Origin of the sequence: Anaerotignum sp. MB30-C6 (genome assembly GCF_030908465.1) — a bacterium.
Classification (GTDB): Bacteria; Bacillota; Clostridia; order Lachnospirales; family Anaerotignaceae; genus Chakrabartyella.
Window position 1 is genome coordinate 1 of the sequence record NZ_CP133078.1, and the last position, 23,300, is coordinate 23,300.

The 23,300-nt window shown below is 36.8% G+C and carries 19 protein-coding genes and 1 tRNA gene; all 20 read left to right on the plus strand.

Going from position 1 to position 23,300, the window contains the following annotated elements:
- The 20 genes from dnaA to pnuC all read left to right on the plus strand — a co-directional run bounded on the left by dnaA (nucleotide 1) and on the right by pnuC (nucleotide 23,197).
- The gene (dnaA, locus tag RBQ60_RS00005) at nucleotides 1-1,329 is read left to right on the plus strand and encodes a chromosomal replication initiator protein DnaA (protein ID WP_307884553.1); all 1,329 of its coding nucleotides are present in this window, start codon (nucleotides 1-3) and stop codon (nucleotides 1,327-1,329) included.
- A gap of 253 nt (nucleotides 1,330-1,582) precedes the next feature.
- On the plus strand, nucleotides 1,583-2,686 hold the full coding sequence (dnaN, locus tag RBQ60_RS00010) for a DNA polymerase III subunit beta (RefSeq protein WP_331654218.1): 1,104 nt from the start codon (nucleotides 1,583-1,585) through the stop codon (nucleotides 2,684-2,686).
- Nucleotides 2,687-2,723: 37 nt separating this feature from the next.
- Nucleotides 2,724-2,942, plus strand: a complete 219-nt coding sequence (locus RBQ60_RS00015) for an RNA-binding S4 domain-containing protein (RefSeq protein ID WP_307884555.1) — start codon at nucleotides 2,724-2,726, stop codon at nucleotides 2,940-2,942.
- Between the two features lie 181 nt (nucleotides 2,943-3,123).
- Entirely contained in the window at nucleotides 3,124-4,209 is a 1,086-nt protein-coding gene (gene recF / locus RBQ60_RS00020) for a DNA replication/repair protein RecF (protein WP_307884556.1), read from the plus strand.
- Between the two features lie 442 nt (nucleotides 4,210-4,651).
- Nucleotides 4,652-6,553, plus strand: coding sequence for a DNA topoisomerase (ATP-hydrolyzing) subunit B (gene gyrB / locus RBQ60_RS00025; RefSeq protein WP_307884557.1), 1,902 nt, complete (start codon nucleotides 4,652-4,654; stop codon nucleotides 6,551-6,553).
- A 241-nt stretch (nucleotides 6,554-6,794) separates the two neighbouring features.
- Nucleotides 6,795-9,344, plus strand: coding sequence for a DNA gyrase subunit A (gene gyrA / locus RBQ60_RS00030; RefSeq protein WP_307884558.1), 2,550 nt, complete (start codon nucleotides 6,795-6,797; stop codon nucleotides 9,342-9,344).
- A gap of 267 nt (nucleotides 9,345-9,611) precedes the next feature.
- Complete coding sequence (locus RBQ60_RS00035; RefSeq protein ID WP_307884559.1) at nucleotides 9,612-10,076, plus strand: acetylglutamate kinase; 465 nt, start codon at nucleotides 9,612-9,614, stop codon at nucleotides 10,074-10,076.
- 249 nt (nucleotides 10,077-10,325) lie between these two features.
- Nucleotides 10,326-10,616, plus strand: a complete 291-nt coding sequence (locus RBQ60_RS00040) for a hypothetical protein (RefSeq protein WP_307884560.1) — start codon at nucleotides 10,326-10,328, stop codon at nucleotides 10,614-10,616.
- A 100-nt stretch (nucleotides 10,617-10,716) separates the two neighbouring features.
- Nucleotides 10,717-11,892, plus strand: coding sequence for a CapA family protein (locus RBQ60_RS00045; RefSeq protein WP_307884561.1), 1,176 nt, complete (start codon nucleotides 10,717-10,719; stop codon nucleotides 11,890-11,892).
- An 81-nt stretch (nucleotides 11,893-11,973) separates the two neighbouring features.
- Nucleotides 11,974-12,702 (plus strand): FadR/GntR family transcriptional regulator, encoded by a 729-nt coding sequence (locus tag RBQ60_RS00050; protein WP_307884562.1) that lies wholly within the window; start codon nucleotides 11,974-11,976, stop codon nucleotides 12,700-12,702.
- Between the two features lie 277 nt (nucleotides 12,703-12,979).
- Nucleotides 12,980-14,674, plus strand: a complete 1,695-nt coding sequence (gene argS, locus RBQ60_RS00055; protein WP_307884563.1) for an arginine--tRNA ligase — start codon at nucleotides 12,980-12,982, stop codon at nucleotides 14,672-14,674.
- Nucleotides 14,675-14,691: 17 nt separating this feature from the next.
- A complete protein-coding gene (locus RBQ60_RS00060; protein WP_307884564.1) occupies nucleotides 14,692-15,603 on the plus strand; it encodes a YegS/Rv2252/BmrU family lipid kinase in 912 nt (303 codons plus the stop codon).
- A 140-nt stretch (nucleotides 15,604-15,743) separates the two neighbouring features.
- Nucleotides 15,744-16,517, plus strand: coding sequence for a ParA family protein (locus tag RBQ60_RS00065; RefSeq protein WP_307884565.1), 774 nt, complete (start codon nucleotides 15,744-15,746; stop codon nucleotides 16,515-16,517).
- 3 nt (nucleotides 16,518-16,520) lie between these two features.
- On the plus strand, nucleotides 16,521-17,420 hold the full coding sequence (locus tag RBQ60_RS00070; RefSeq protein ID WP_307884566.1) for a ParB/RepB/Spo0J family partition protein: 900 nt from the start codon (nucleotides 16,521-16,523) through the stop codon (nucleotides 17,418-17,420).
- 6 nt (nucleotides 17,421-17,426) lie between these two features.
- Complete coding sequence (locus RBQ60_RS00075; protein ID WP_307884567.1) at nucleotides 17,427-18,260, plus strand: DUF4446 family protein; 834 nt, start codon at nucleotides 17,427-17,429, stop codon at nucleotides 18,258-18,260.
- Between the two features lie 195 nt (nucleotides 18,261-18,455).
- Entirely contained in the window at nucleotides 18,456-19,259 is an 804-nt protein-coding gene (locus RBQ60_RS00080) for a Cof-type HAD-IIB family hydrolase (RefSeq protein WP_307884568.1), read from the plus strand.
- Nucleotides 19,260-19,655: 396 nt separating this feature from the next.
- Entirely contained in the window at nucleotides 19,656-20,945 is a 1,290-nt protein-coding gene (gene serS / locus RBQ60_RS00085; RefSeq protein ID WP_307884569.1) for a serine--tRNA ligase, read from the plus strand.
- A 293-nt stretch (nucleotides 20,946-21,238) separates the two neighbouring features.
- Nucleotides 21,239-21,326: transfer RNA gene (locus tag RBQ60_RS00090), tRNA-Ser, on the plus strand.
- A gap of 157 nt (nucleotides 21,327-21,483) precedes the next feature.
- Nucleotides 21,484-22,047 (plus strand): FUSC family protein, encoded by a 564-nt coding sequence (locus RBQ60_RS00095; protein ID WP_307884570.1) that lies wholly within the window; start codon nucleotides 21,484-21,486, stop codon nucleotides 22,045-22,047.
- Nucleotides 22,048-22,501: 454 nt separating this feature from the next.
- On the plus strand, nucleotides 22,502-23,197 hold the full coding sequence (gene pnuC / locus RBQ60_RS00100; protein WP_307884571.1) for a nicotinamide riboside transporter PnuC: 696 nt from the start codon (nucleotides 22,502-22,504) through the stop codon (nucleotides 23,195-23,197).
- Nucleotides 23,198-23,300 lie beyond the last annotated feature (103 nt).

A 23,300-nucleotide genomic window follows, 5' to 3' on the forward strand; every position in this document is an offset into this window, starting at 1 on the left:
ATGGAACACATAAACGAATTTTGGAACGAAGCATTGAAAATTATCGAAGAAGAAAGTTCTGCCGTTAGTTTTGAAACATGGTTTCGTCCCATTGTGCCCTATGGCGTACAGGATAATTGTTTTTATCTTCAAGTGGAAAATCCTTTGGCCAAAGATATGTTGGAAAAACGTTACTTTGACCTATTACGCAATACTGTAAAACAGGTAACCAAAAGAGATTTAGAAATCATTATTTTACTAGGAAATGAACGCCCTACTCGAATGGTTGAACAAAAAGATCCCCAAAAGCAAAATAATGATATTCCAAGAAATTTGAACCCAAAATATGTATTTAGCTCTTTCGTGGTTGGTAATAGTAACCGTATGGCACACGCAGCTTCTTTGGCAGTTGCTGAGGCTCCGGCAAAAAATTATAACCCCTTATTTTTGTATGGTAACTCAGGCCTTGGAAAGACCCACTTGATGCATTCCATTGCCCATTATATTCTCGACAATAATAATACGACAAAGGTTTTATATGTAACCAGTGAGACCTTTACCAACGAGCTGATTTTATCCATCCAAAACAATAAAAACGAAGCTTTTCGTAATAAATACAGAAATATTGATGTTCTTCTGATTGACGATATTCAGTTTATTTCTAAAAAAGAAGGTACACAGGAGGAGTTTTTCCATACCTTTAATGCATTATATGAATCAACCAAACAAATTATTATATCCTCGGACCGTCCTCCAAAGGAAATTGAAACCTTGGAAGATCGATTACGTAGCCGCTTTGAAATGGGCCTAATTGCTGACATTCAGCCCCCCGATTACGAAACAAGAATCGCCATTCTTCGTACGAAAGCAGAACGTGATAATTTGCAAGTACCCGATGATGTTATGGCATATATCGCAAAAAATATTGCATCCAATATCCGTGAGTTAGAGGGAGCATTGACTCGTATTGTTGCTTTTGCAACTCTAACAAATCAAAATATCTCCATTACGTTGGCCGAAAACTCCTTAAAGGATATTTTCAGTGAAAATGCGTCAGCACCCATAACTCCTGACTTAATTCAGGAAATTGTATGCGAACATTTCAATATTCGTATTGAAGATATACAAGGAAGCAAAAAACCCAAAAATATCGCCTTCCCTAGACAGGTTGCTATGTATTTATGTAGAAAATTATTAGATATTTCCTTGCCCAAAATTGGCGAAAGCTTTGGTGGGCGTGATCATACCACTGTAATTCACGCAATATCTAAAATAGAAAAACAACTGGAAAACGATACGGCATTGCAAAACACCATTTTGCAATTGGAAAAGGATATTAAGGGTCAATAACCTTCCACAACGGCTTGTGGAACAGGGTAGGGATAACCTGTGGACAAGTATCAACCCCCACCCCTCTTTGTGAATACTGTGGATAAGCTATACTTCTACCCACACAGCTTCCACACTACTTACCAACAGGCAGAATTCCCTATTTTCTGGGGAAAAAGGGGTTTTCCACAAACCCACAGCCTCTACTACTGCTACTGCGGATAAACTCTTATTTATTTCTTTATAGACTGTGTGAAAAGGAGTTGTGAACAACTTGAAACTAATTTGTAAAAAAGATTTGCTGTTACAATACATTAACATTGTGAATAAAGCTGTTTCTAATCGAACTACCCTTCCAATTTTGGAATGTATTTTATTAACAGCGGATGATAAAGGTTTTGTTTTAACTGGAAATGACTTGGAATTGGGGATAAAAACTGCTTCCATAGATGCTGAAATTATAGAAATTGGGGAAATTGCCATAGAAGCCCGTATTTTTAACGAAATTATCCGTCGTTTGAATGGAGAAGAAGTATCCATTTCTACAGATGAAAAAAATGCAGTTACCATTGTTTGTGGTTCATCAGAATTTACAATTATGGGCCAAGGCGGAGAGGACTTCCCTGCTTTGCCGGAAGTTGAACAGAATCAATCTTATACTTTAAAACAAAATGATCTAAGAAATATGATTCGCCAGACCATATTTTCTATTGCGCAAGACAATTCAAAACCTGTGCTAACCGGTGAATTATTCGAGTTTGGCGGGGATTTTTTAAATATTGTTTCGGTAGATGGCTACCGAATTTCTTATCGTAAAAATAATTTGATTCTTAGTTGGGGAAATAATGAGGTGATTGTTCCTGGAAAAACATTAAGTGAATTAAATAAAATTTTATCTCAGGAAGACGAAGATTTGGTTTCCCTTTATGTAACAGATAAGCATATTTTATTTGATTTGGGAACGGCTGTTATGGTTTCTCGCCTAATCGCTGGTGATTTTATTCGATATGAACAAAGTTTTTCTGAAGATTATAAAACAGAAATTTTGATTGATAAAAGTGAGTTGATTCAATCCTTAGAACGTGCTTCTTTGGTATCTAGAGACAATAGAAAAACCCCAGTTCGCTTTAAGATTAAAACAAATTCCTTAGAAATTACAGCAAAAAGTGACATGGGAACGGCTTTTGAGGAAGTTGTGGCGGAAATTGAAGGTGAAGAAATTTCCATCGCTTTCAACCCTCGTTATTTCATTGAAGCATTGCGTTCCATTGATGAAGAAAGAGTAAGAATACATTTTACTGCTTCTTTGAGCCCTTGTACAATTTTACCTGTTGAGGGAGATTCTTTTAAATACTTAATTCTTCCATTAAGAATGTAAATATTATGTTAACTAATTTAGAAAGAGGGAATACTCTATGCAGGAAGTTGTAATTCAAACAGAATTTATTAAATTGCAACAAGTTTTAAAGCTTGCAGGTCTCATTGGCCAAGGTTCAGATATTAAGATTTTAATTGCCGATGGTTTAGTTTATGTAAATGGCATACAAGCTTTGGAAAGAGGAAAAAAAATCCGCCCCAATGATGTGATTGAGGTAAAAGGATTTGGAACGATTAAAGTAGTGAGTGAATCATGATGTTTTTTTAACAATTCGCTGGGAATATAGATGTGGAAAAAGGGGATAGTATATCCCTTTTTTCTGGTTAATAAAAGAAATTATCATATGTAATGACTATCGTTAAAATTATAACATTCTGTATGTAAATGGAAGTTTTTCTTTCGTACAGAAAAGAAGCTTGTATATTGGGTGGATATTTATGCAAATAACAGAAGTGACTTTGCAAGGATTTCGTAATCTGGAAAAAATGCATATTCGGCCGTCCACAGGAATCAATGTTTTTTACGGCAAAAATGCACAGGGGAAAACCAATTTTTTGGAATCCCTTTATTTTTGTGCTACGGGAAGATCCATGCGAACAAAGTACGATTGGCAAATGATCGGCTTTGACGAAGAGGAAAGCCATATTCGTCTTTTGGTGAGCAAGAAAAATCGGAATGAGCGGATTGATGTTCATTTAAGACGGGATACAAAAAAAGGAATTGCAAAAAATGGCATACCAATTAAAAAGTTAGGTGATTTATTTGGTACATTGTATACAGTTGTATTTTCCCCTGAGGATCTTTCTTTGGTGAAGGATGGTCCTGCGGAGCGTCGGCGTTTTTTAGATATGGAACTTTGTCAGTTAAGTCGTATTTATTATTATGACTTGCAGCAATATTATCGTATTTTGAAGCAAAGAAATAATTTATTAAAAGAAATTCAGAAAAAACCTGCTTTGCAAGAGTCCTTATTTGTCTGGGACGAGCAGTTAATTGAATATGGTGAGCGTGTTATGATGGCTAGAAGGGACTTTTTGCAAAGATTAGATATAATAGCTGCCCAAAAGCTAAATGCTCTCACAGGGGGATTAGATCAGCTTAAAATCATATATAAGCCAAATTGCGACTTAGGTCAGATGGCAGAACGGCTGGAACGTAATCTGCAAAGAGATCTTTATTTGGGTAGCACAAATTATGGCCCCCATAAAGACGATATTATTTTTTCTATTGATGGCAAGGAAGTTAAAAGTTTTGGTTCTCAAGGCCAGCAAAGGACAACGGCTTTAGCAACAAGATTGGCAGAAATTGATTTAATTCGGGAGGAGACAGGGGAAAATCCTGTTTTATTACTGGATGATGTTCTTTCTGAGTTAGATGAGCAGCGACAGAAATATTTGATGGAAAGCATAGAAGGATTACAAGCGTTTTTAACTTGCACAGGGATTGAAGATGCCATTAAAAAATATATCAGTAAAGATAACTTGTTTTATGTGGAAAATGGGCGAATAACCCCGGAAAATTAAATCTATTTCAAAGGGGTGTGGTGGCAAGGTGCTAGTACATCCCTTTCGTTTTTATCCATTCATTATGTAAATTTTCATAATGCAATTAAAATATTTTTAAATGAATGGGTAACTAAATAATAAGGAAGGAAAAAAACTAATGTAATATTATTAAAATTACTGTTTTCCTTGAAAATATAAGGTTTTTCCTTGTAGAATGGATGAAAAAATGGTATAATAGTTATGCAAGGTAAACTTTCTGAAATTTTAGAAAAAAACCCTGTTTTTTTAAGGTTTTTTTGAACGTGGATGATTTATGATTGAAGCAATGCTTTGAGTTAAATAGAATATTTTTACCAAATAATATTTGATTCAAAATAGGTTTTATGAAATAAACCTATTTTTTCTTTGGCACAAAGAAAAGATGAGGAGCCCAAGAAGATTTAGTTGAAGGAGAGGTTTTATGTCATCAGATTACAATGAAAGTCAAATCCAAGTGCTGGAAGGATTGGAGGCTGTTAGAAAGCGTCCCGGGATGTATATTGGTTCTACCAGTGCAAGAGGCTTGCATCACTTGGTTTACGAAATAGTGGATAATGCGGTGGATGAAGCCTTGGCAGGGTTTTGTAACGAAATAACGATAAAAATCCATGCCGACAATTCCATTTCTGTTGAGGATAATGGCCGTGGTATTCCCGTTGGGATTCAGCAGCAAAAGGGAATTCCAGCGGTTCAGGTTGTTTTTACAATCTTGCACGCCGGTGGTAAGTTTGGCGGCGGTGGATATAAGGTTTCTGGTGGTTTGCATGGTGTTGGTGCTTCCGTTGTAAATGCACTGTCAAGTTGGTTAACGGTGAACATTCATACTGACGGAAAAGTGTATGAGCAAAAATACTCCCGAGGAGATGTATTAACGCCTGTTACGGTGATTGGGGAATCTCAGAAGCATGGTACCTATGTTCATTTCTTGCCTGATCCTGAAATCTTTGAGGAAACAGTTTTTTCTTATGATATTTTAAAGCAGCGTTTGCGTGAAACTGCCTTTTTAACAAAAGGCTTGAAAATTAACTTAATTGATTTAAGAGAAGGTTTGGAACAGGAACGTACCTTCCATTACGAAGGTGGTATTAAAGAGTTTGTTGCCTATATCAATAAAAGTCGTCAGCCTTTATATGAGGATATTTTCTATGCTTCTGGTGAAAAAGATGGCGTATTGGTTGAGGTGGCGTTCCAATATAATGACGGATACACTGAAAATATTTTTAGCTTTGTAAATAATATCAATACTGCCGACGGTGGTACCCATTTGGTCGGCTTTAAAAGCGGCTTAACCAAAACCTTGAATGATTATGGCAAGAAGATTAATGCCATTAAGGATGCAGATAAAAAGCTTTCTGGCGACGATGTGAGGGAAGGTATTTCTGCTGTTATCAGCATTAAAGTAACAGATCCCCAGTTTGAAGGCCAAACAAAAGCTAAGTTAGGTAATAGCGAAGCTAAGAATGCTGTAGAAAGCGTTTTAAGCGAATATTTAACCTATTATCTGGAGGAAAATCCATCGGTAGCAAAAATTATAATTGAAAAGGGAATGACGGCTTCTAGAGCCCGTGACGCAGCAAAAAAAGCAAGAGAATTGGTTCGTCGTAAAACTGGGCTGGAAAATACAAGACTCCCTGGTAAATTAACAGACTGTACCAGTAAAGATCCCTATGAGTGCGAAGTTTACATCGTAGAAGGTAACTCCGCGGGTGGTAGTGCAATTAAGGCCAGAGATCCTAAAACCCAGGCTATTTTGCCTTTGCGTGGTAAAATTCTAAATGTGGAAAAAGCAAGGTTGGATCGTATTTTGAGTAGTGAAGAAATCAAAAATATGATTACTGCTTTTGGTACGGGAATTTCTGATGATTTTGATATTGAAAAATTACGTTATCATAAAATCGTTATCATGACCGATGCCGATGTGGATGGGGCTCATATTCGTACGTTGCTTTTAACCTTCTTTTATCGCTATATGCCTCAATTGATTGAAGAAGGTAAGGTATTCATCGCCCAGCCACCTCTTTACCGTGTAGAGAAGAATAAGCAGCATTATTATGTGTATGACGATGCCCAGTTAGAAGCTCTATATAACGAAATTGGCAAAACAGGTATTAAAGATGTACAGCGTTATAAAGGTCTTGGTGAAATGGATTTTGACCAGCTAAGAGATACCACAATGGCTGTGGAACATCGAATTTTGAAAAAAGTTGATATTAGTGATGCTTTTCTTGCGGATGAAATATTCAGTATGCTTATGGGTGACAGCGTAGAACCAAGAAGGGAATTTATTTCTGAGAATGCCCAGTATGCAGTAATGGACTTCTAAGCGTGAAACCTTAGGGACGCTGTCCCTAATACCCTGCAAGGGCTTTGCCCTTGACCCAATTTGGAAAACTACGTTTTCCTTGGAGAAGGCTTTAGGGTTGAGATAAAAATATCAGTATAACGTATATAGACCCTTCAAAACAACGTTTTGAAAAAATGGGTTAAGGGATGAAATCCCTTGCGGAGTTTGAGGCAGAGCCTCAAGGTCTTATAAGGTTTTTAAATAAAAATGAGGTGAAAAAATGAGCGACGAAATCAGAGAAATAGATAAGGTCGTTTCCATAGATATTAACGAGGAAATGAAAAAATGCTATATCGATTATGCCATGAGCGTAATCGTTTCCCGTGCATTGCCTGATGTACGAGACGGCTTAAAGCCTGTACAAAGGCGTATTCTTTATTCTATGAGCGAAATGAACTTGGATCCGAATAAGGGCTACCGTAAATCAGCTCGTATTGTGGGTGATACCATGGGTAAATACCATCCTCATGGTGATGGTTCCATTTATCAGGCAATGGTTCGTATGGCGCAGAACTTTTCTATGCGTTATATGTTGGTTGATGGTCATGGTAACTTCGGCTCCATCGATGGGTACGGTGCCGCTGCAAGCCGTTATACCGAGGCAAGAATGTCTAAAATTACCGCAGAATTACTGGCGGATATTGAAAAAGATACCGTTGATTTTATACCAAACTATGATGAAAATGAAAAGGAACCTACGGTTTTACCTGCAAGGATTCCAAACCTCTTGATAAATGGTTCTTCAGGTATTGCCGTTGGTATGGCAACCAATATACCACCTCATAACTTAACAGAAGTCATTAACGGCGTGGTTTGTATGATTGATAATACAATTAACGACGAAGACACGGATATCGAAGATTTGATGGAGCATATCCAAGGCCCTGACTTCCCTACGGGAGCAACAATTCTTGGTAAGAGTGGCGTTCGTGCAGCGTATCGCACGGGTAGAGGCAAGATTTTAGTACGTGCATTGGCTGAAATTCAGCCTATGGCAAATGGACGTGAAAGAATTGTTGTAACAGAGCTACCATATGTTGTAAATAAGCTCAGATTGATTGAAAAAATCGCTGATCTTGTCAAAGATAAGCGTATTGAGGGCATTAGTGACCTGTATGATGCTTCATCTGGTGACGATATTCAAATTATCATTGAATTGAAAAAAGATGTAAATGCCAATGTTATTTTGAATCAGCTTTATAAATTTACCCAGTTGCAGGAAAGCTTCGGCGCTATTATGCTTGCCTTGGTAGATGGTAAGCCTGAAGTATTAAACCTGAAGCGTATTATTGAAGAATACTTGAAGCATCAAGAAAACGTTGTGACAAGAAGAACACAGTTTAACCTGGATAAGGCAGAAAAGAGAGCTCATATTCTGGAAGGCTTGCGTATTGCAATCAATAATATCGATGAGGTTATACGTATTATTCGTACTAGTTATGATAATGCAAAAGAACGCTTGATGGAGCGTTTTTCCCTGTCGGATTTGCAGGCACAGGCAATTTTGGAAATGCAGTTACGTCGTTTACAAGGCTTAGAGCATGAAAAGATTGATGCTGAATATAAGGATTTAATGGAAAAGATTGCTTATTTCAAGGCTTTATTGGCAGATAGAAAATTAATGTTGGGCGTCATCAAAGACGAATTATTACAAGTTAGAGATAAATTTGGCGATGAACGTCGTACTCAATTTGTGCAGAACCCTGGAGAAATTGATATTGAGGATTTGATTGAGGAAGAAACTTGCGTAATGACCCTTTCTAATCTCAATTATATCAAACGTACACCATTAGATACTTATAAGAGCCAGAATAGAGGCGGTAGAGGTATTGTTGGTATGCAGACAAGGGAAGAAGACTTTGTAAAAGACATGTTCCTTTCCTCAACCCACGATACGATTTTGTTCTTTACGGATAAGGGACGGGTATACCGCATGAAAGGTTACCAAATTCCTGAGGCAGGGAGAACTGCAAGGGGTATGGCCATTGTGAACTTATTGGAAATTGAATCAGGCGAAAATATTACCGCTATTATTCCAGTGAAAGAGTTTAAAGAAGACGAATATCTTGTTATGATTACTAAGCAGGGTGTGATCAAGAAAACGGAAATGACAAGCTTTGCAAACATACGAAAAGGCGGCTTAATTGCCGTAAATTTAAGGGAAGATGACAGCTTAATTTCTGTTATGACAACAAATGGTGAAGATGAAATTTTTGTTGCTACAAGAAATGGTTTGGGTATCAAATTCTCTGAAAAAGATGTGCGTCCTATGGGGCGTACAGCGACGGGGGTAAAAGCCATTACGCTGCGTAAAGAAGATTATGTTGTTTCAGCCGTTAAAATCGTCGAAGGGGCGAAAATTCTTAACGTAACAGAAAACGGATTTGGAAAACGTACAGAAACAGATGCTTTTACCGTTCAGTATCGAGGCGGTAAGGGTATGAAAGTCCATCAATTGACGGATAAAACCGGTCTTTTGACAGGAGTTCTTTTGATTGAAGATAACGAAGAAATTATGTTAATGACTTCCGAAGGTATTATTATTCGTTTAAGAGCAAGAGATATCTCAACCATTGGTCGTGTGTCTCAAGGTGTGAAGTTGATAAACCTGAACGATGATGTGACTGTTGTGGGGATTGCGAAAATCTCTGAGGAGGATATCAAAGACGACGATGAGGAATTGAACGAAGAATTAATAGCAGAAGCTGTAGAAACCGAAGGTGTGGAAACAGATGAAGTAGAAGTTGAAACACCAACCATAACGGAATAAACCGTTTAAAAATAAAACTGCACTAGTAAGGTGCAGTTTTATTTTATTGGGCTCTAGCGTAGTAAAAAAAGCACCAGCTATGGTGGTAAGAGTAAGAGGAAGCATAACGGTAACACTTCAAAATTATGGGTATATAATATGAGTAGATTATATCATAGTTTTGATGATGACGAGGAGACAGTTTTTATGTATAACCAGGGTTATAGGTACACTACAAAACAAACGGCACTACGGAACGAATTGCGTAAGCTCTGGGAGCAACATGTTATGTGGACGAGATCATTTATTATAAGCACAGCATCGGACTTAGGGGACTTACCCTTTGTAACAAACCGATTATTACAAAATCCAAGTGATTTCGCTGACATTTTAAGAGTTTTTTATGGAAATGAAAAAGCGAATCAGTTCAAAGATTTATTCACACAACATATATTGATTGCTGCCGAATTAGTAAATGCAGCAAAGCAGGGAGACACAAAGAAGGTGGAAACTGCTCGTAAAAACTGGTATGCAAATGCAGATGCGATTGCTCTATTTTTAGCAGATATAAATCCCAACTGGAACCAAAAAGAGTGGCAATTACTCCTATATAGTCATTTAAAAATGACTGAAGCTGAAGCGATAACAAGACTGAGCGAAAAACATGAGGAAAATGTAAAGTTATATGATGCCATTGAGGATGAAGCATTAAAAATGGCTGATTATATGTATTATGGATTACACGGCAGATGATAGCCATATGACGGCAGTTATTTGGGTATTCTTTTGGAATGTCTCGTGTACTGCTGTTTTTATTTATGGAGTTTTGGGAATATCACACCATTAAAGTGTTGGAAGAATATCAGTAGCTTATAGTAAACATCTCCTGTTTTTTTTGTGGATTTTATCTAATTAGATTAAAAACATCCTTGATTATTTGACAAATATTACGGATACTGCTAGAATCTCAGTATAGACAGAAAGACCGAGGTGTAAAGGAAAATGTGGGATATCGAATTTTTTTTAGCTGTTGGAAAAGTAATTTCACTGGTTCTTTGTATGGTTTTTATTGAAGGGGTTGTTGCCAGTAGACCGAATCCTAATTCTAAATGGACAGGGATGATACTTCCTATTGCAATGGTGGTACTTTCCGTTTGGGTATACATTACGTGGAATAATTGGATTTATTTTATTTTGGTTTTTGGTCCTGCTTTGTTATGTTGGTTTATTTATTTTATTTGTCGCAGATCCATTAAAAATGGTACGGCTTTAAGTTTAAGAGAAGAAGAATAACTAAACCTTGTGAAAAATAGACAAATATAATATTTGTCTATTTTTTGAATATAAAATTTTATGATTGTTTATAATGAAGAAACGAAATTGGGGGTGTCAAATGAAGAAATTGTTACTTCTTTTATTAGGCTGTATTTTTCTTACCTCTTGTACCATAAAGGAGGAACAGAACTATTCTATTTCAGCAGGGGTTTCCCAGCCTATGATAAGACAGGCAACGTTAGCAGTCGTTGGAGATATTATGGTTCATGATTATCAGTATCAAGAAGCTTATGATTCTGCCACAGACACATATAATTTCATGCATAACTTTCAAGATATGAAGAAATATTTTGATGGGTATGACTTAGTTTTGGGTAATCTAGAGTTAACCTTTGGTGGAAAAGAACGGGGATACGCATCATTTCCTTGTTTTAATACACCAGACTCCTTTTTAGATGCCGTTAAGGATGCAGGATTTGATGTTTTAACAACGGCAAATAATCATAGTATGGATACTGGGAAAAAAGGGCTAATTCGAACCTTGGACAAGCTGGATGAATACGGAATAGAGCATATGGGAACTTACCGTTCCCAAGAGGAGCGGGATAAAATTCTCATCAAAGAAGTGAATGGGATTAAAATTGCCTTTTTATCCTATACCTATGGTACCAATGGTATTCCCGTACCAGATGCGTACTTGGTTAACCTCATTGATCATGAACAAATGACAGCAGATATTAAAAGAGCAAAGGGTAAAGCAGATGTTGTTGTGGTTATGCCCCATATGGGGAATGAATATGAGTCCTATACAAGGGATGTTTTTAAAGAATGGGCGGATTTAATGTTTATCTCAGGGGCTGACATTGTCCTTGCCAGCCATCCTCATGTATTACAACCCATGGAATATGTCAAGATTGACCACGGGGATGGGGTTCATGATGGTTTTATCATTTACTCCCTAGGGAATTTTATATCTTCCCAAACCACACCACCTAGAAATGCTTCTATTGTTTTGCATTTAACCATAGAACAAGTAGGAAGTGCGCCTCCTAATGTAAAAGAAGTTTCTTTTGTTCCCATTTGGACACAGTTTAGAAATGCTCAGGATAAAAATCATTTTGTTGTTCGCAGTGTATATGAAATGTTAACATTAGAACAAAGTGAGAAAGATAATTTGGTACGAAGAAAGGATCAAAAGCGTTTAGAAGAGGTTCATCAAGAAACAGCATCCTTCCTTTTAGATAAAGAAGTCCCTCTTTCACAAATACAAGAAGAATATGTTTTCGAAAAGTGATGAAACCTCTTGTCACGCAACAATAACAATGATAGAATAGAGTAACAAATTGTTAAAAAAGAAACATATGGGGGGAACGAGATGGAAAGAGACTACCTTGCGGAGAACGTGGCTTATTTAACCAATGATTTAGGCAAATGCAATATTTCGCAAAATTTGTTCCAGCGTTTCAAAGAGTTAATTATGGGTGGACAACTCCCCGCAGGATATATGTTGCCGAACGAAAACATTGTAAGTGATATGTTAAGCGTAGGCCGCAGTACATTAAGAGAAGCATATACAGCATTGGCGGTGTTTGGTTTTATTCGCCGTTCCAAGGCAGGTACGTTTGTAAATGAAATAGATAATATAGTAAACATCGCTCCTTTTAGTATTACTGTTGAAAATTCTGATTTGGGTGATCTTTTAGAGTTCAGATATATGTTAGAGGCGGAAACAGCTAGCTATGCGGCAAAAAGGGCAACGCCTGAAGACATTGCTGATTTGACATTTTGTTATGAAAAAATGATCGAAAGTAAAAATGATGTGAATTTATTTGTAGATTACGATTCTATGTTTCATATGCAAGTGTCGGCGGCGACCCATAATAAACTTTTGATGAGTACCATGATTGCTGCCAAAGAATCCTTTGAAAAAGGAATTCGGTTGGCTCTAAGGGAGTCTTTAACACAAAATCCCCGAGCCATTGATGTAACCATTGATCTGCATGGGAAGTTATTAAATGCAATCAAAAGTGGGGATTATCAAACAGCATATGCAGTCATGAGAGAACATATTTCTTATGTAAATTTGACGGTGAAATACGGCTGAGATTTTTTAAAGCATAGAAAAAGGCATCTTCTAATGGAGCGTAATTTTATACCTCTGTTCGAGATGTCTTTTTTAATACAGTTTAGGAAAAATTTCATGACATGGTTTTATAAAAATATAGATTGGATAAGCTAGGTTATAGGAAAATCGCCTTGTTATAAATTGGGGTTTTTCTTGATTTTACTGGGGTTTTGTGATAAAGTTTAAAGAAGTATGCACTGTTTTTTTATTGTATATTTACAGAATTTTTGTTTCATTCTGATTGGAGGATTTATATATGGATTTTAAACTGGAGGTAGCAAAGCTCCTAGCCACAGCAGCGGATATTTCTGTGGAGGATGCTTTGAGTGCTGTAGAAACACCTGGGAATAAGGCAATGGGCGATTTTGCATATCCTTGTTTTCGCTTAGCAAAGGTTTTTCGAAAAGCGCCCCCTATGATAGCTCAGGAAATTTATGAGAAATTGAACAAGCCTGCGTTTATAGAAAATATTCAAGTAGTAGGTGCTTATGTTAACTTTTTTATTGAAAAAGGAGTCTATGCACAAGAGGTGTTGTCTAAAGTTTTAGCAGAAAAAGAAAACTTTGGTACAAGTAATATGGGCAATGGCAAAACTGTTGTCATTGACTATTCTTCACCAAATATTGCAAAGCCTTTTCATGTTGGCCATTTACGTTCCACTGTAATTGGTAATGCTATTTATAAAATTTATGAAAAATTGGGCTATCATTGTGAAGGTGTAAACCACCTAGGTGACTGGGGTACTCAATTTGGTAAATTAATTGTTGCATACCGTAATTGGGGTAGCAAAGAAGGGGTAGAGTCAAACGGTATTCAGGAATTAATGCGTATTTATGTTAAATTTCATGATGAGGTTGAGAACAATCCAGCTTTAGACGATGAGGCTAGGCTTTGGTTCGTAAAAATGCAAGAAGGGGACGAAGAAGCCCTTACCCTTTGGAAATGGTTCTATGATATTAGCATTAAAGAATTTGATCGTGTATATGACATGCTGGGTGTAAAATTTGATGCATATACAGGAGAAAGTTTTTATAATGATAAAATGGCACCCGTTGTGGAGGAGTTGAAGGAGAAGAAACTCCTGAAGGAAAGCGAAGGTGCTATGATTGTTGACTTGGAAGACAAGAATATGCCTCCTTGTCTCATCATTCGAAAAGACGGTGGCACCCTTTATGCCACAAGAGATATTACCGCAGCTTTGTATCGTAAAAAGACTTATAACTTTGAAAAATGTATTTATTTAACTGCCCTAGATCAAAATCTCCATTTTGCGCAGTGGTTTGAAGTGATTCATAAAATGGGATACGATTGGTACAAGGATTTAATTCATGTTCCTTTTGGTTTGGTAAGTCTAGACAGTGGTAAATTATCCACTCGTCATGGTAATGTTGTTTTGATGGAGGATTTGTTAAGTCAAGCCATTGGCGAAACAAGGAGAATCATTGAGGAAAAGAATCCTTCTTTGGAAAATAAAGAAGAGGTATCAAAGCAGGTTGGAATTGGTGCTGTTATTTTTAACGACTTATATAATGGTCGTATAAAAGACGTGGTCTTCTCATGGGAAAGAATGTTGAATTTTGATGGCGAGACAGGACCCTATGTTCAATATACCCATGCCAGAGCTTGTAGCATTTTGAAGCGAGCAGGGGAGGTTTCCTTGGAAAACATCAATTATGGAAAACTATCTGATGAGGCTTCTTTAGATATATGCAAATTATTAGAGGCTTATCCTGATAAAATTAAGGACGCAGCAAGCAAATTGGAGCCTTCAATTGTTACAAGACATTTGGTTGCAATATCCCAAGCTTTTAATAAATTCTATCATGACAATCCTATTTTAAATAGCGAGGACGAGGTTCGTCAGGCTCGCTTAGCTGTTGTAGTAGCTGTAAAGACAGTGATGAAGGAAGGCTTACGTCTTTTAGGTATAGATGCACCTGAACAAATGTAAAAAGAGAGGTGTTTTGCATGAAAAAGCTAAAACTAATATATAATCCTTTTTCAGGCAATAAGAGTTTCAAGTTTGATTTGGACGTATGTATTGGAATATTTCAAAAGGGTGGATATGAAGTGCACCCTTTTCGTTCTATGAAAGAAGGGGATATTACCAAGCATATTGGGGATATGGCCAATGATTATGATGTGATGGTTGTATCCGGCGGAGATGGTACAATAAATATTGTTGTAAATGCAATGATGAGTCGAAATATGAATATTCCTTTAGGTATTATTCCTTCAGGGACTGCAAACGACTTTGCAACTTATTTAGGATTTAAAAGTGGGCAGGTTGAGGAATGCTGTCAGGCAATTGTGAACACCAAGCCTATTCCTGTTGATTTAGGACTTGTAAACGGGAAAACCTATTTTATTAATGTTTGTGCAGGGGGACTTTTAACAAATGTTTCTCAAACTGTTGATAAGGATGTGAAAAATGCCCTAGGAAGTCTATCCTATTATTTAAAGGGTGTAGAGCAGCTTCCTAGTTTTGAAAAAATACCTTTTCGAATTACAACGAGTAAGGAAGTAATTGAGGAAAATTTATATCTTTATATGATTATGAATAGTGCAGGGACAGGTGGATTTTCAAAGTTATCTCCTCAATCGTCTATTCAAGATGGGATGTTTGAGTTTTTGGCGATTAGGGCTAGGCCTTTCATAGAACTACCACCTGTTTTTTTGAAAATGTTAACAGGTGAGCACATAAACGATAGCAAGAATATTCTCTATATAAGAGATAGCTACTTTAAAGTTGAGTGTTTAAAGGATGACTTTAAAATTATGGAGTCAACGGTGGATGGTGAAATGGGGCCTAAGATGCCTTTTGAGCTAAAAGTCTTACCTAAGGCCATTGGAGTTTTTGCAAATCCTAAACGAGTATAATGTTTCACGTGAAACATATAATTTCTAACAAAAGTATTAAAACAGTAATGTTTCACGTGGAACATTACTGTTTTTCTTTCCAATCCATCAGGTATGTGCTATAATTTTTTCAGATATGGAAAATGAAAGGCGGGAAAACCATGGGTAAAGTTAGAGTTATCGCAGTGACAAATCAGAAAGGTGGCGTAGGGAAAACAACTACAGCAATCAACCTATCTGCAAGTCTAGCGGCTAGCGGAAAAAAAGTTCTTGTTATAGATGCAGATCAGCAGGGAAATACAACCAGTGGCCTTGGCCTTGATAAAAACAATATGGATATAACAATCTATAATATATTTTTAGGTGAGGCTACCGTTGTAGATGTAAAACAACCCACTTGTGTAGATGGGTTGGAAGTTATACCTGCAAATATCAGTTTAACAGGAGCGGAAATTGAGTTAATCGGAAAAGATGATAGAGAATTTATACTAAAAGAAGAGTTGGGTAAAATAAAGGAAGATTATGACTTTATAATTATTGACTGCCCACCTTCCTTAAACTTAATAACCATTAATGCCCTTACGGCGGCAGACACTGTTTTAGTACCAATTCAATGCGAATATTTTGCTTTGGAAGGGTTGGAGCAGCTGCTTTATACAATTAATTTAGTAAAGAAAAGGCTTAACCCCTATTTGGAAATAGAGGGTATTGTTTTTACCATGTTTGATGCAAGAACAAATTTGTCATTGCAGGTAGTAGAAGAAGTAAAACGTAGTTTAGGAAGTAATGTTTATCGTAGTATTATTCCACGAAATGTTCGTTTAGGCGAGGCACCAAGCCATGGTTTACCAATTCACTTATATGATCCAAAGTCTAAAGGAGCAGAAAGCTATGCACTTTTAGCAGAAGAAGTTATAGAAAGGGAGTGGAACTAGTTTATGGCGGCAAAAAAAAAGGGACTAGGCTCTAAAGGGATGGGAATAGAAGCCCTAATTAATAATAAATTAGAAGATTTCAAAGAAACTGGAAAAGAAGGAAATAAAACTGCAGTTTGGGAATTGGATATGAATATGATAGAGCCAAACCGTAAACAGCCAAGAAGGTACTTTGATGAAACATCCTTGGAAGAATTGGCGGTATCAATAAAAACTTACGGCCTGATTCAGCCGGTGGTAGTAAGAAAAAATGGGGATTATTACGAAATTATTGCCGGCGAAAGAAGATGGAGAGCCGCTAAAATTGCAGGGCTTAAGAAAATCCCTGTAATTGAAAAAAAATGGAAGGATGCAGAAGCTTTTGAAGCAGCATTAGTGGAAAATTTGCAAAGAGAAGACCTAAATCCTATTGAAGAAGCAGAAAGTTATCGTCGATTGCAAGAGGATTTCGGCTTTAGTCAGGAGCAAATCTCGTCAAAAGTAGGGAAAAGTCGTTCTACAATAACGAATTCTCTTCGCTTATTACAGTTAGATGCCCGTGTGCTAAACTTTGTTGTCGAAAATAAACTTTCTGGTGGGCACGCTAGAACGTTGCTGCCAATTACAGACGGAGAACGACAATTTGAATTGGCAGAGCATGTAATCGAAGAAGAACTAAGTGTTAGAGCTACGGAAACCTTGGTGAAAGAGGAGTTAAGTAATAAAGAAAATGGGAAAAAATCGAAGCCAGATAAAACTTTGGAAAGTGCAAACCAAAAAGCAGTAGAGAATGAATTAAAAACTATTTTTTCTACAAAAGTTCGAATCAATCAAATGAAGAACAAAGGAAAAATAGAAATAACATACTATTCTCAGGAAGATTTGGATAGACTTATAACCATTATGAAAAGAATGGAAGGATAATTATAAATGGAAATGTTACAAGATTATATCATATATATCCTTTTGGCGTTAGGAATTGCGGTCCTTGTACTTTTCATTCTGTGTATCATTTTATTTTTGAAATTAAATAAACAAAAGAAAAAGTACGATTTTTTTATGGGTGCAAATCGCAGACCAAGCCATAATTTAGAGATGAAAATTGAGAAATATTATGAAACATCAAAATCTATTGAAGAAAAGTATGGAAAGCTATTGGATATGGTTACAGATATGGATAAAACCATGAGGAGCAATATTCAAAAAGTAGGATTAATTCGTTATAACCCCTTTGATGAAATGGGGGGAAACTTGTGTTTTGCCTTGGCGCTTTTGGATGGTGAGGATAACGGCATTGTACTAAATGGTATTCATAGCCGTACGGGTTCATTTACCTATGCGAAACCAATTCAGATGGGTGTAAGCATTTATATGCTATCGGAAGAAGAAATCAAAGCCGTTGAAATGGCAAAGGAGCGCGCTTATCATCCAGAACATGAAAAGGTGGTTAAGGTTAAGTTTAAACCGACGTTTAGGAGAAAAGATAAGGATCCTATCATGGAAGAACAAATGCATTTAGAAGCAAAAGTAGAGGAAGAAGAGACGAAAAAAGAATATAATGCTGAGTTAGGCGATGTAACCTTAGCTGAAAAAGAGCAAATTTTTCAGGAAGAAATGATTGCCAGCCAAATTGCTCAAGTAGAGGTATTAAACGAAGAAACTGAAGTGGCAGAAAAGGATTTAGTAGAGGGTAATATTTTTCAAGAAGTACCAGTTTTTACAGAAAAACAAGTGGAAAACCAAGAGCAAGAGGAAAAAGAATAAGGAAAGGGTGGATGGAGGAACCCATGGTTTCTTCTAGTAACCACCCTTTTTTATTTAAATAATGTGGATATGTGTATAAATAATGTGGAAATTGTGGATAACAACTGGTTCTGGAGAAAAGTTAGCTGGGGATTTGCTAGTAAAAAAAGAAGTTATCCACAATGTGTTGATAATTAAGTGTAAAAGGAGAAGTTTATGAATTATAAGATGATATTTTCTGATATGGATGGAACATTATTAAAAAATGATACAGAAGTATCAGAAAAAAATAGACTGGCCATTGAAAAGGCTGTGAAAAAAGGCGTTCAGTTTGTAATCTGTACTGGCCGAGGTGTATTTGGTGTTGAACGATATCTGGAGCAGTTGAATTTAATCGGGCAAGAGGGATATGTAATTTGTCAGAATGGTGGGGCGGTTTATGACTTAAAGGATATGTCACTGGCCATTCGGGAAAGCTTTTCTCCTAAAACGTTTGCACCCATTGTTCAATATGCCCGAGAACTAGACCTGGAATTATATTACTACGACGATAGAACATTTATAGCAGAAACTGAGTCGGATAGGGTAAAAAGGTATTGTGAGGTAATGGGAAGTGGTGTCAAAATTATGGAAGAACCCCTTGATCATAACGGGGAATTTACAAAATGTTTGATTACTGGTGAGAAGGAGAAATTACTATCTGTGCAAAGAATGGTAAAAGAGACTGCAGGAGATGAACTGGATTGCTTTTTCTCCAGTAAAATTTTTATGGAAGTAGTAAAAAAAGGTGTAAGCAAAGGGAATATAATGGAAGAGACGGCACAAAAAGCAGGCATTCCCCTTGATCAAGTCATTGCAGTTGGCGATAGCGATAATGATATCTCTATGATTACAAAAGCAGGGTTGGGCATTGCCGTTGCAAACGCAGAGCCAGAAGTAAAAGAAATAGCGGATTTTATTACGGAAAATAGATGTGAACATGATGCAATTGCAGAAATAATAGAAAAATTCATACTTTAAGTTAACATAACACTAGGTTATTTGGGATTAATTGGTGAAAAAGAAAAGGTAAGAAAAAAGTATTGAGTTTATTGGCATAATGGTATATAATAGTGGGGCAAATAGCGTGGATGATTATTCGTCCGTAGGAAAGCTAAGTTTTCTGTATTTCTTCAGAGAGTCGGCATTTGGTGTGAGCCGATGAAAGAAAGAAAATGCTCCACTTTCCCAGCTGCCGATGAAAGTCGGAAGGGTAAGCCCTTTATCGCTGTTTAAAGAGGTTCGAAATAAATTTCGGGCAATCTGGGTGGCAACGCGGGAAATACTCTCGTCCCTGTTTTTTATGGGATCGGGGGTTTTTTTATTGCTCCCATTTCCCAAATTCCGTATATATAAAGAATGAAGGAGGAAATAAAGATGTTAGACATTAAATTTGTTAGAGAAAATCCCGATGTAGTAAAAGAAAATATGAGGAAAAAATTCCAGGATGGAAAACTACCTTTGGTAGATGAAGTAATTGCTTTAGACCTGGAAAATAGAGCAATTAAACAAGAGGTAGAGGTACTTCGTGCCGAAAGAAACAAACTTTCCAAAGAAATTGGTGGTTTGATGGCAAAAGGTTTGAAGGATGAGGCAGAGCAAGTTAAAGCAAAAATTGCGGCAGAAGCAAGAAGAGTTGATGAATTAACTGTGAAAGAAAAGGATGTAGAAGAGCAGATCAAGAAAATTATGATGACAATTCCCAATATTATTGATCCTTCTGTTCCCATTGGTAAAGATGATAGCGAAAACGTAGAAGTGCAGAGATACGGCGATCCAGTTGTACCTGAATTTGAAATTCCTTACCATACAGATATTATGGAAAGCTTCAATGGTATTGATTTAGAAGGAGCAAGACGTGTTGCTGGCAATGGATTCTATTATTTAATGGGTGATGTAGCTCGTCTGCATTCTGCTGTTTTGGCATATGCAAGAGACTTCATGATTGACCGTGGCTTCACATACTGCATCCCTCCCTTTATGATTCGTAGCAACGTAGTAACAGGGGTTATGAGCTTTGCAGAAATGGATGCGATGATGTATAAAATTGAAGGAGAAGATTTATACCTCATTGGTACCAGCGAGCACTCCATGATCGGTAAATTTATCGATACTATGAATAAAGAAGAAGAGTTGCCTCAAACTTTGACAAGCTATTCTCCTTGTTTCCGTAAAGAAAAAGGTGCCCATGGTATTGAAGAACGTGGTGTATACCGTATTCATCAATTTGAAAAACAAGAAATGATTGTTGTTTGTAAACCTGAAGAAAGCCCTATGTGGTATGATAAACTTTGGGAAAATACAGTAGACTTGTTCCGTTCCATGGATATTCCAGTACGAACTTTGGAATGCTGCTCCGGTGACTTGGCTGATTTGAAAGTAAAATCCGTAGACGTAGAGGCATGGTCCCCCAGACAGAAAAAATATTTTGAAATTGGTAGCTGCTCGAACTTGGGTGATGCACAGGCAAGAAGACTGGGCATCCGTGTTGCTGGGGCTGATGGTAAGAAATACTTTGCCCATACATTAAACAACACGGTTGCTGCACCTCCTAGAATGTTGATTGCATTCTTGGAAAATAACTTGCAGGCAGATGGTACAGTTCGTATTCCTGAGGTATTGCGTCCTTATATGGGTGGCATTGAAAAAATGGTACCAAAGAAATAATTTAACGGACAAAGGCGTTGTAAACGCCGTGCGTTATAAGTATTTGATTCAATTTAGGAAGTCCCCCACCTAATGGGTGGGGAGAAACTTCCCATTTTTCCATTAAAGAAATGTTTTTAAGATATTTTTTACAGAAAAATAGGTATAGTTTTTATCTAATTATAAATGATAAAGTAGAAAAAGTTTTATAAAAGGTTGGGGTAATTAAATTTTTATGGAAACTTGGGTAAAATATAAGAATTTAATTGACAAAGCCTAGGAAAAATGGTATGATGTTTTGGCAGTAAGCGTTTGGAGAAGTACTCAAGAGGCTGAAGAGGTGCCCCTGCTAAGGGTATAGGTCGTTAACGCGGCGCGAGGGTTCAAATCCCTCCTTCTCCGTCATAAAAAAAGCCATGTATAAGAATTTAAATTCTCATATATGGCTTTTTTTGTTCTTTTATGATAGACTAGGATAAGGAGTGTTTATGTTCAGCACAGTACATAGGCAGAAAAAATAGAGTTTAGAAAATTAAAATTAGCAGAGGAATTTTAAGAGATGAAGAGTCACAAACCAATTCATGCAATTATACCAGGCCTCGGGCAAAGAAGTTTAAAAACGGCTTTTGCGGCGGCAATACTTGCTCTTATTTACCATCCATTTGGAGGAGATCCCACTTTTGCCTGTATTGGCGTTATATTTGGAATGGGCAACGGCATGGAGGATTCAAAAATTAGCGGCGGCAACAGACTTATCGGAACAATTATCGGCGGTCTTTTGGGTTTGGGCATATATTGGGTAGAGCACTGGGTTTTTCCGAGTGGGAATTATTATTTAAAAGTTGCCTTGATCTTTTTCGGGCTTATTCTTTTGGTTTGCTCGTCAGTTACGTTTAAGTGGCCGGGTGCCGTCCAGCCTGGCGGGGTGGTGCTTTGCATCATCTTGTTTAATACCCCTACAAACTATACTGCATATGCTTTCGGCAGAATGTTTGACACAGCTATCGGTGTTATTTTTGCTATAGCAGTAAATGAACTTTTGAAAAGAAATAGGATTGATAGGTGGCTTAAAAGAGAAGTCAGGGAGGAAATGAGAGAGGAAACCAGAGAATTAGACGTTTAAAGATCAGGTGGATTGGCTTGGACTATGGATAAATGTGTCTGCCCAATTTTTGATATTAAAAAATTGTTCAAGGGGTGCATGGTGGTAAGAGTATAAATGAAATTTATGCTCAAACAAGATTATGAGCACAAATAAAGACGTGTTAGTTCGAATCCTATCTGAAATAGCATGATAATTAGAATTGATAGTATTCTCAATTAATAAAGTTATGTACGGGGAACTCATACATGGCTTTTTGTAATATTATCTTATAAAGATTATTTATATAATCCAAATAACAGAAAATAGGAATTTGGCAGAATGAATTGCTGCTTTTCTATCGTTTCTGTTCAATACATAATAATAAAAAATAAAATATAATCTGCCACCGGGTAGAGATGCAGAAAGCATTTGTTTGCACATCGTTAGGTCTATGAAGATGTGTCTGCAAATGCTTATTTTTTTTGGAGGAAGTATGAAAAAAATTAAAGTTCTATTTCACTATTTTTCTAAAGGAGAACTTATGCTTTGGTTTGGTTCTGTTTTTGCCATTGTTATCTCCTTTTGTATATTTGACCGAAATAACTACTTAACACTGTTGGCTTCGCTGATTGGCGTGACTTCGCTGATTTTTAATGCCAAGGGTAACCCACTTGGTCAGTTTCTTATGATTATTTTCAGTTTGCTTTATGGCATCATATCCTTCACTTATTCCTATTACGGAGAAATGATTACTTACCTTGGGATGACCATGCCCATGGCAGTATTTGCCTTGATTTCTTGGATGAAAAATCCCTATAAAGGAAATAAGGCGGAGGTAAAAGTAAATCATCTATCTCCAAAAGAATGGTGGATTATGTGGATTTTAGCAACACTGATTACCATTGGATTCTATTTTATTTTGGAGTATTTTCATACAGCAAACATTATTCCAAGCACCTTTTCTGTAATAACAAGTTTTGTTGCGGTGTATCTTACGTTCAGAAGAAGCCCCTATTACGCCATTGGATATGCCGCTAATGATATTGTATTGATTGTTTTGTGGCTTCTGGCCACCATTGAAGATGTTTCATATATGTCCGTTGTGGTTTGCTTTATAGCATTCCTTGTCAATGATGTTTATGGATTTATCAATTGGAACAGGATGGCAAAAAGGCAAGCAGAAGATTGATAAACCAATATATATCAGATTATGAACATATCCTACAGTCATCAGGGTTTAAGCCAAACTAGGATGAAATTTCTATCTTACATAGATAATAAATTGGGGTTTA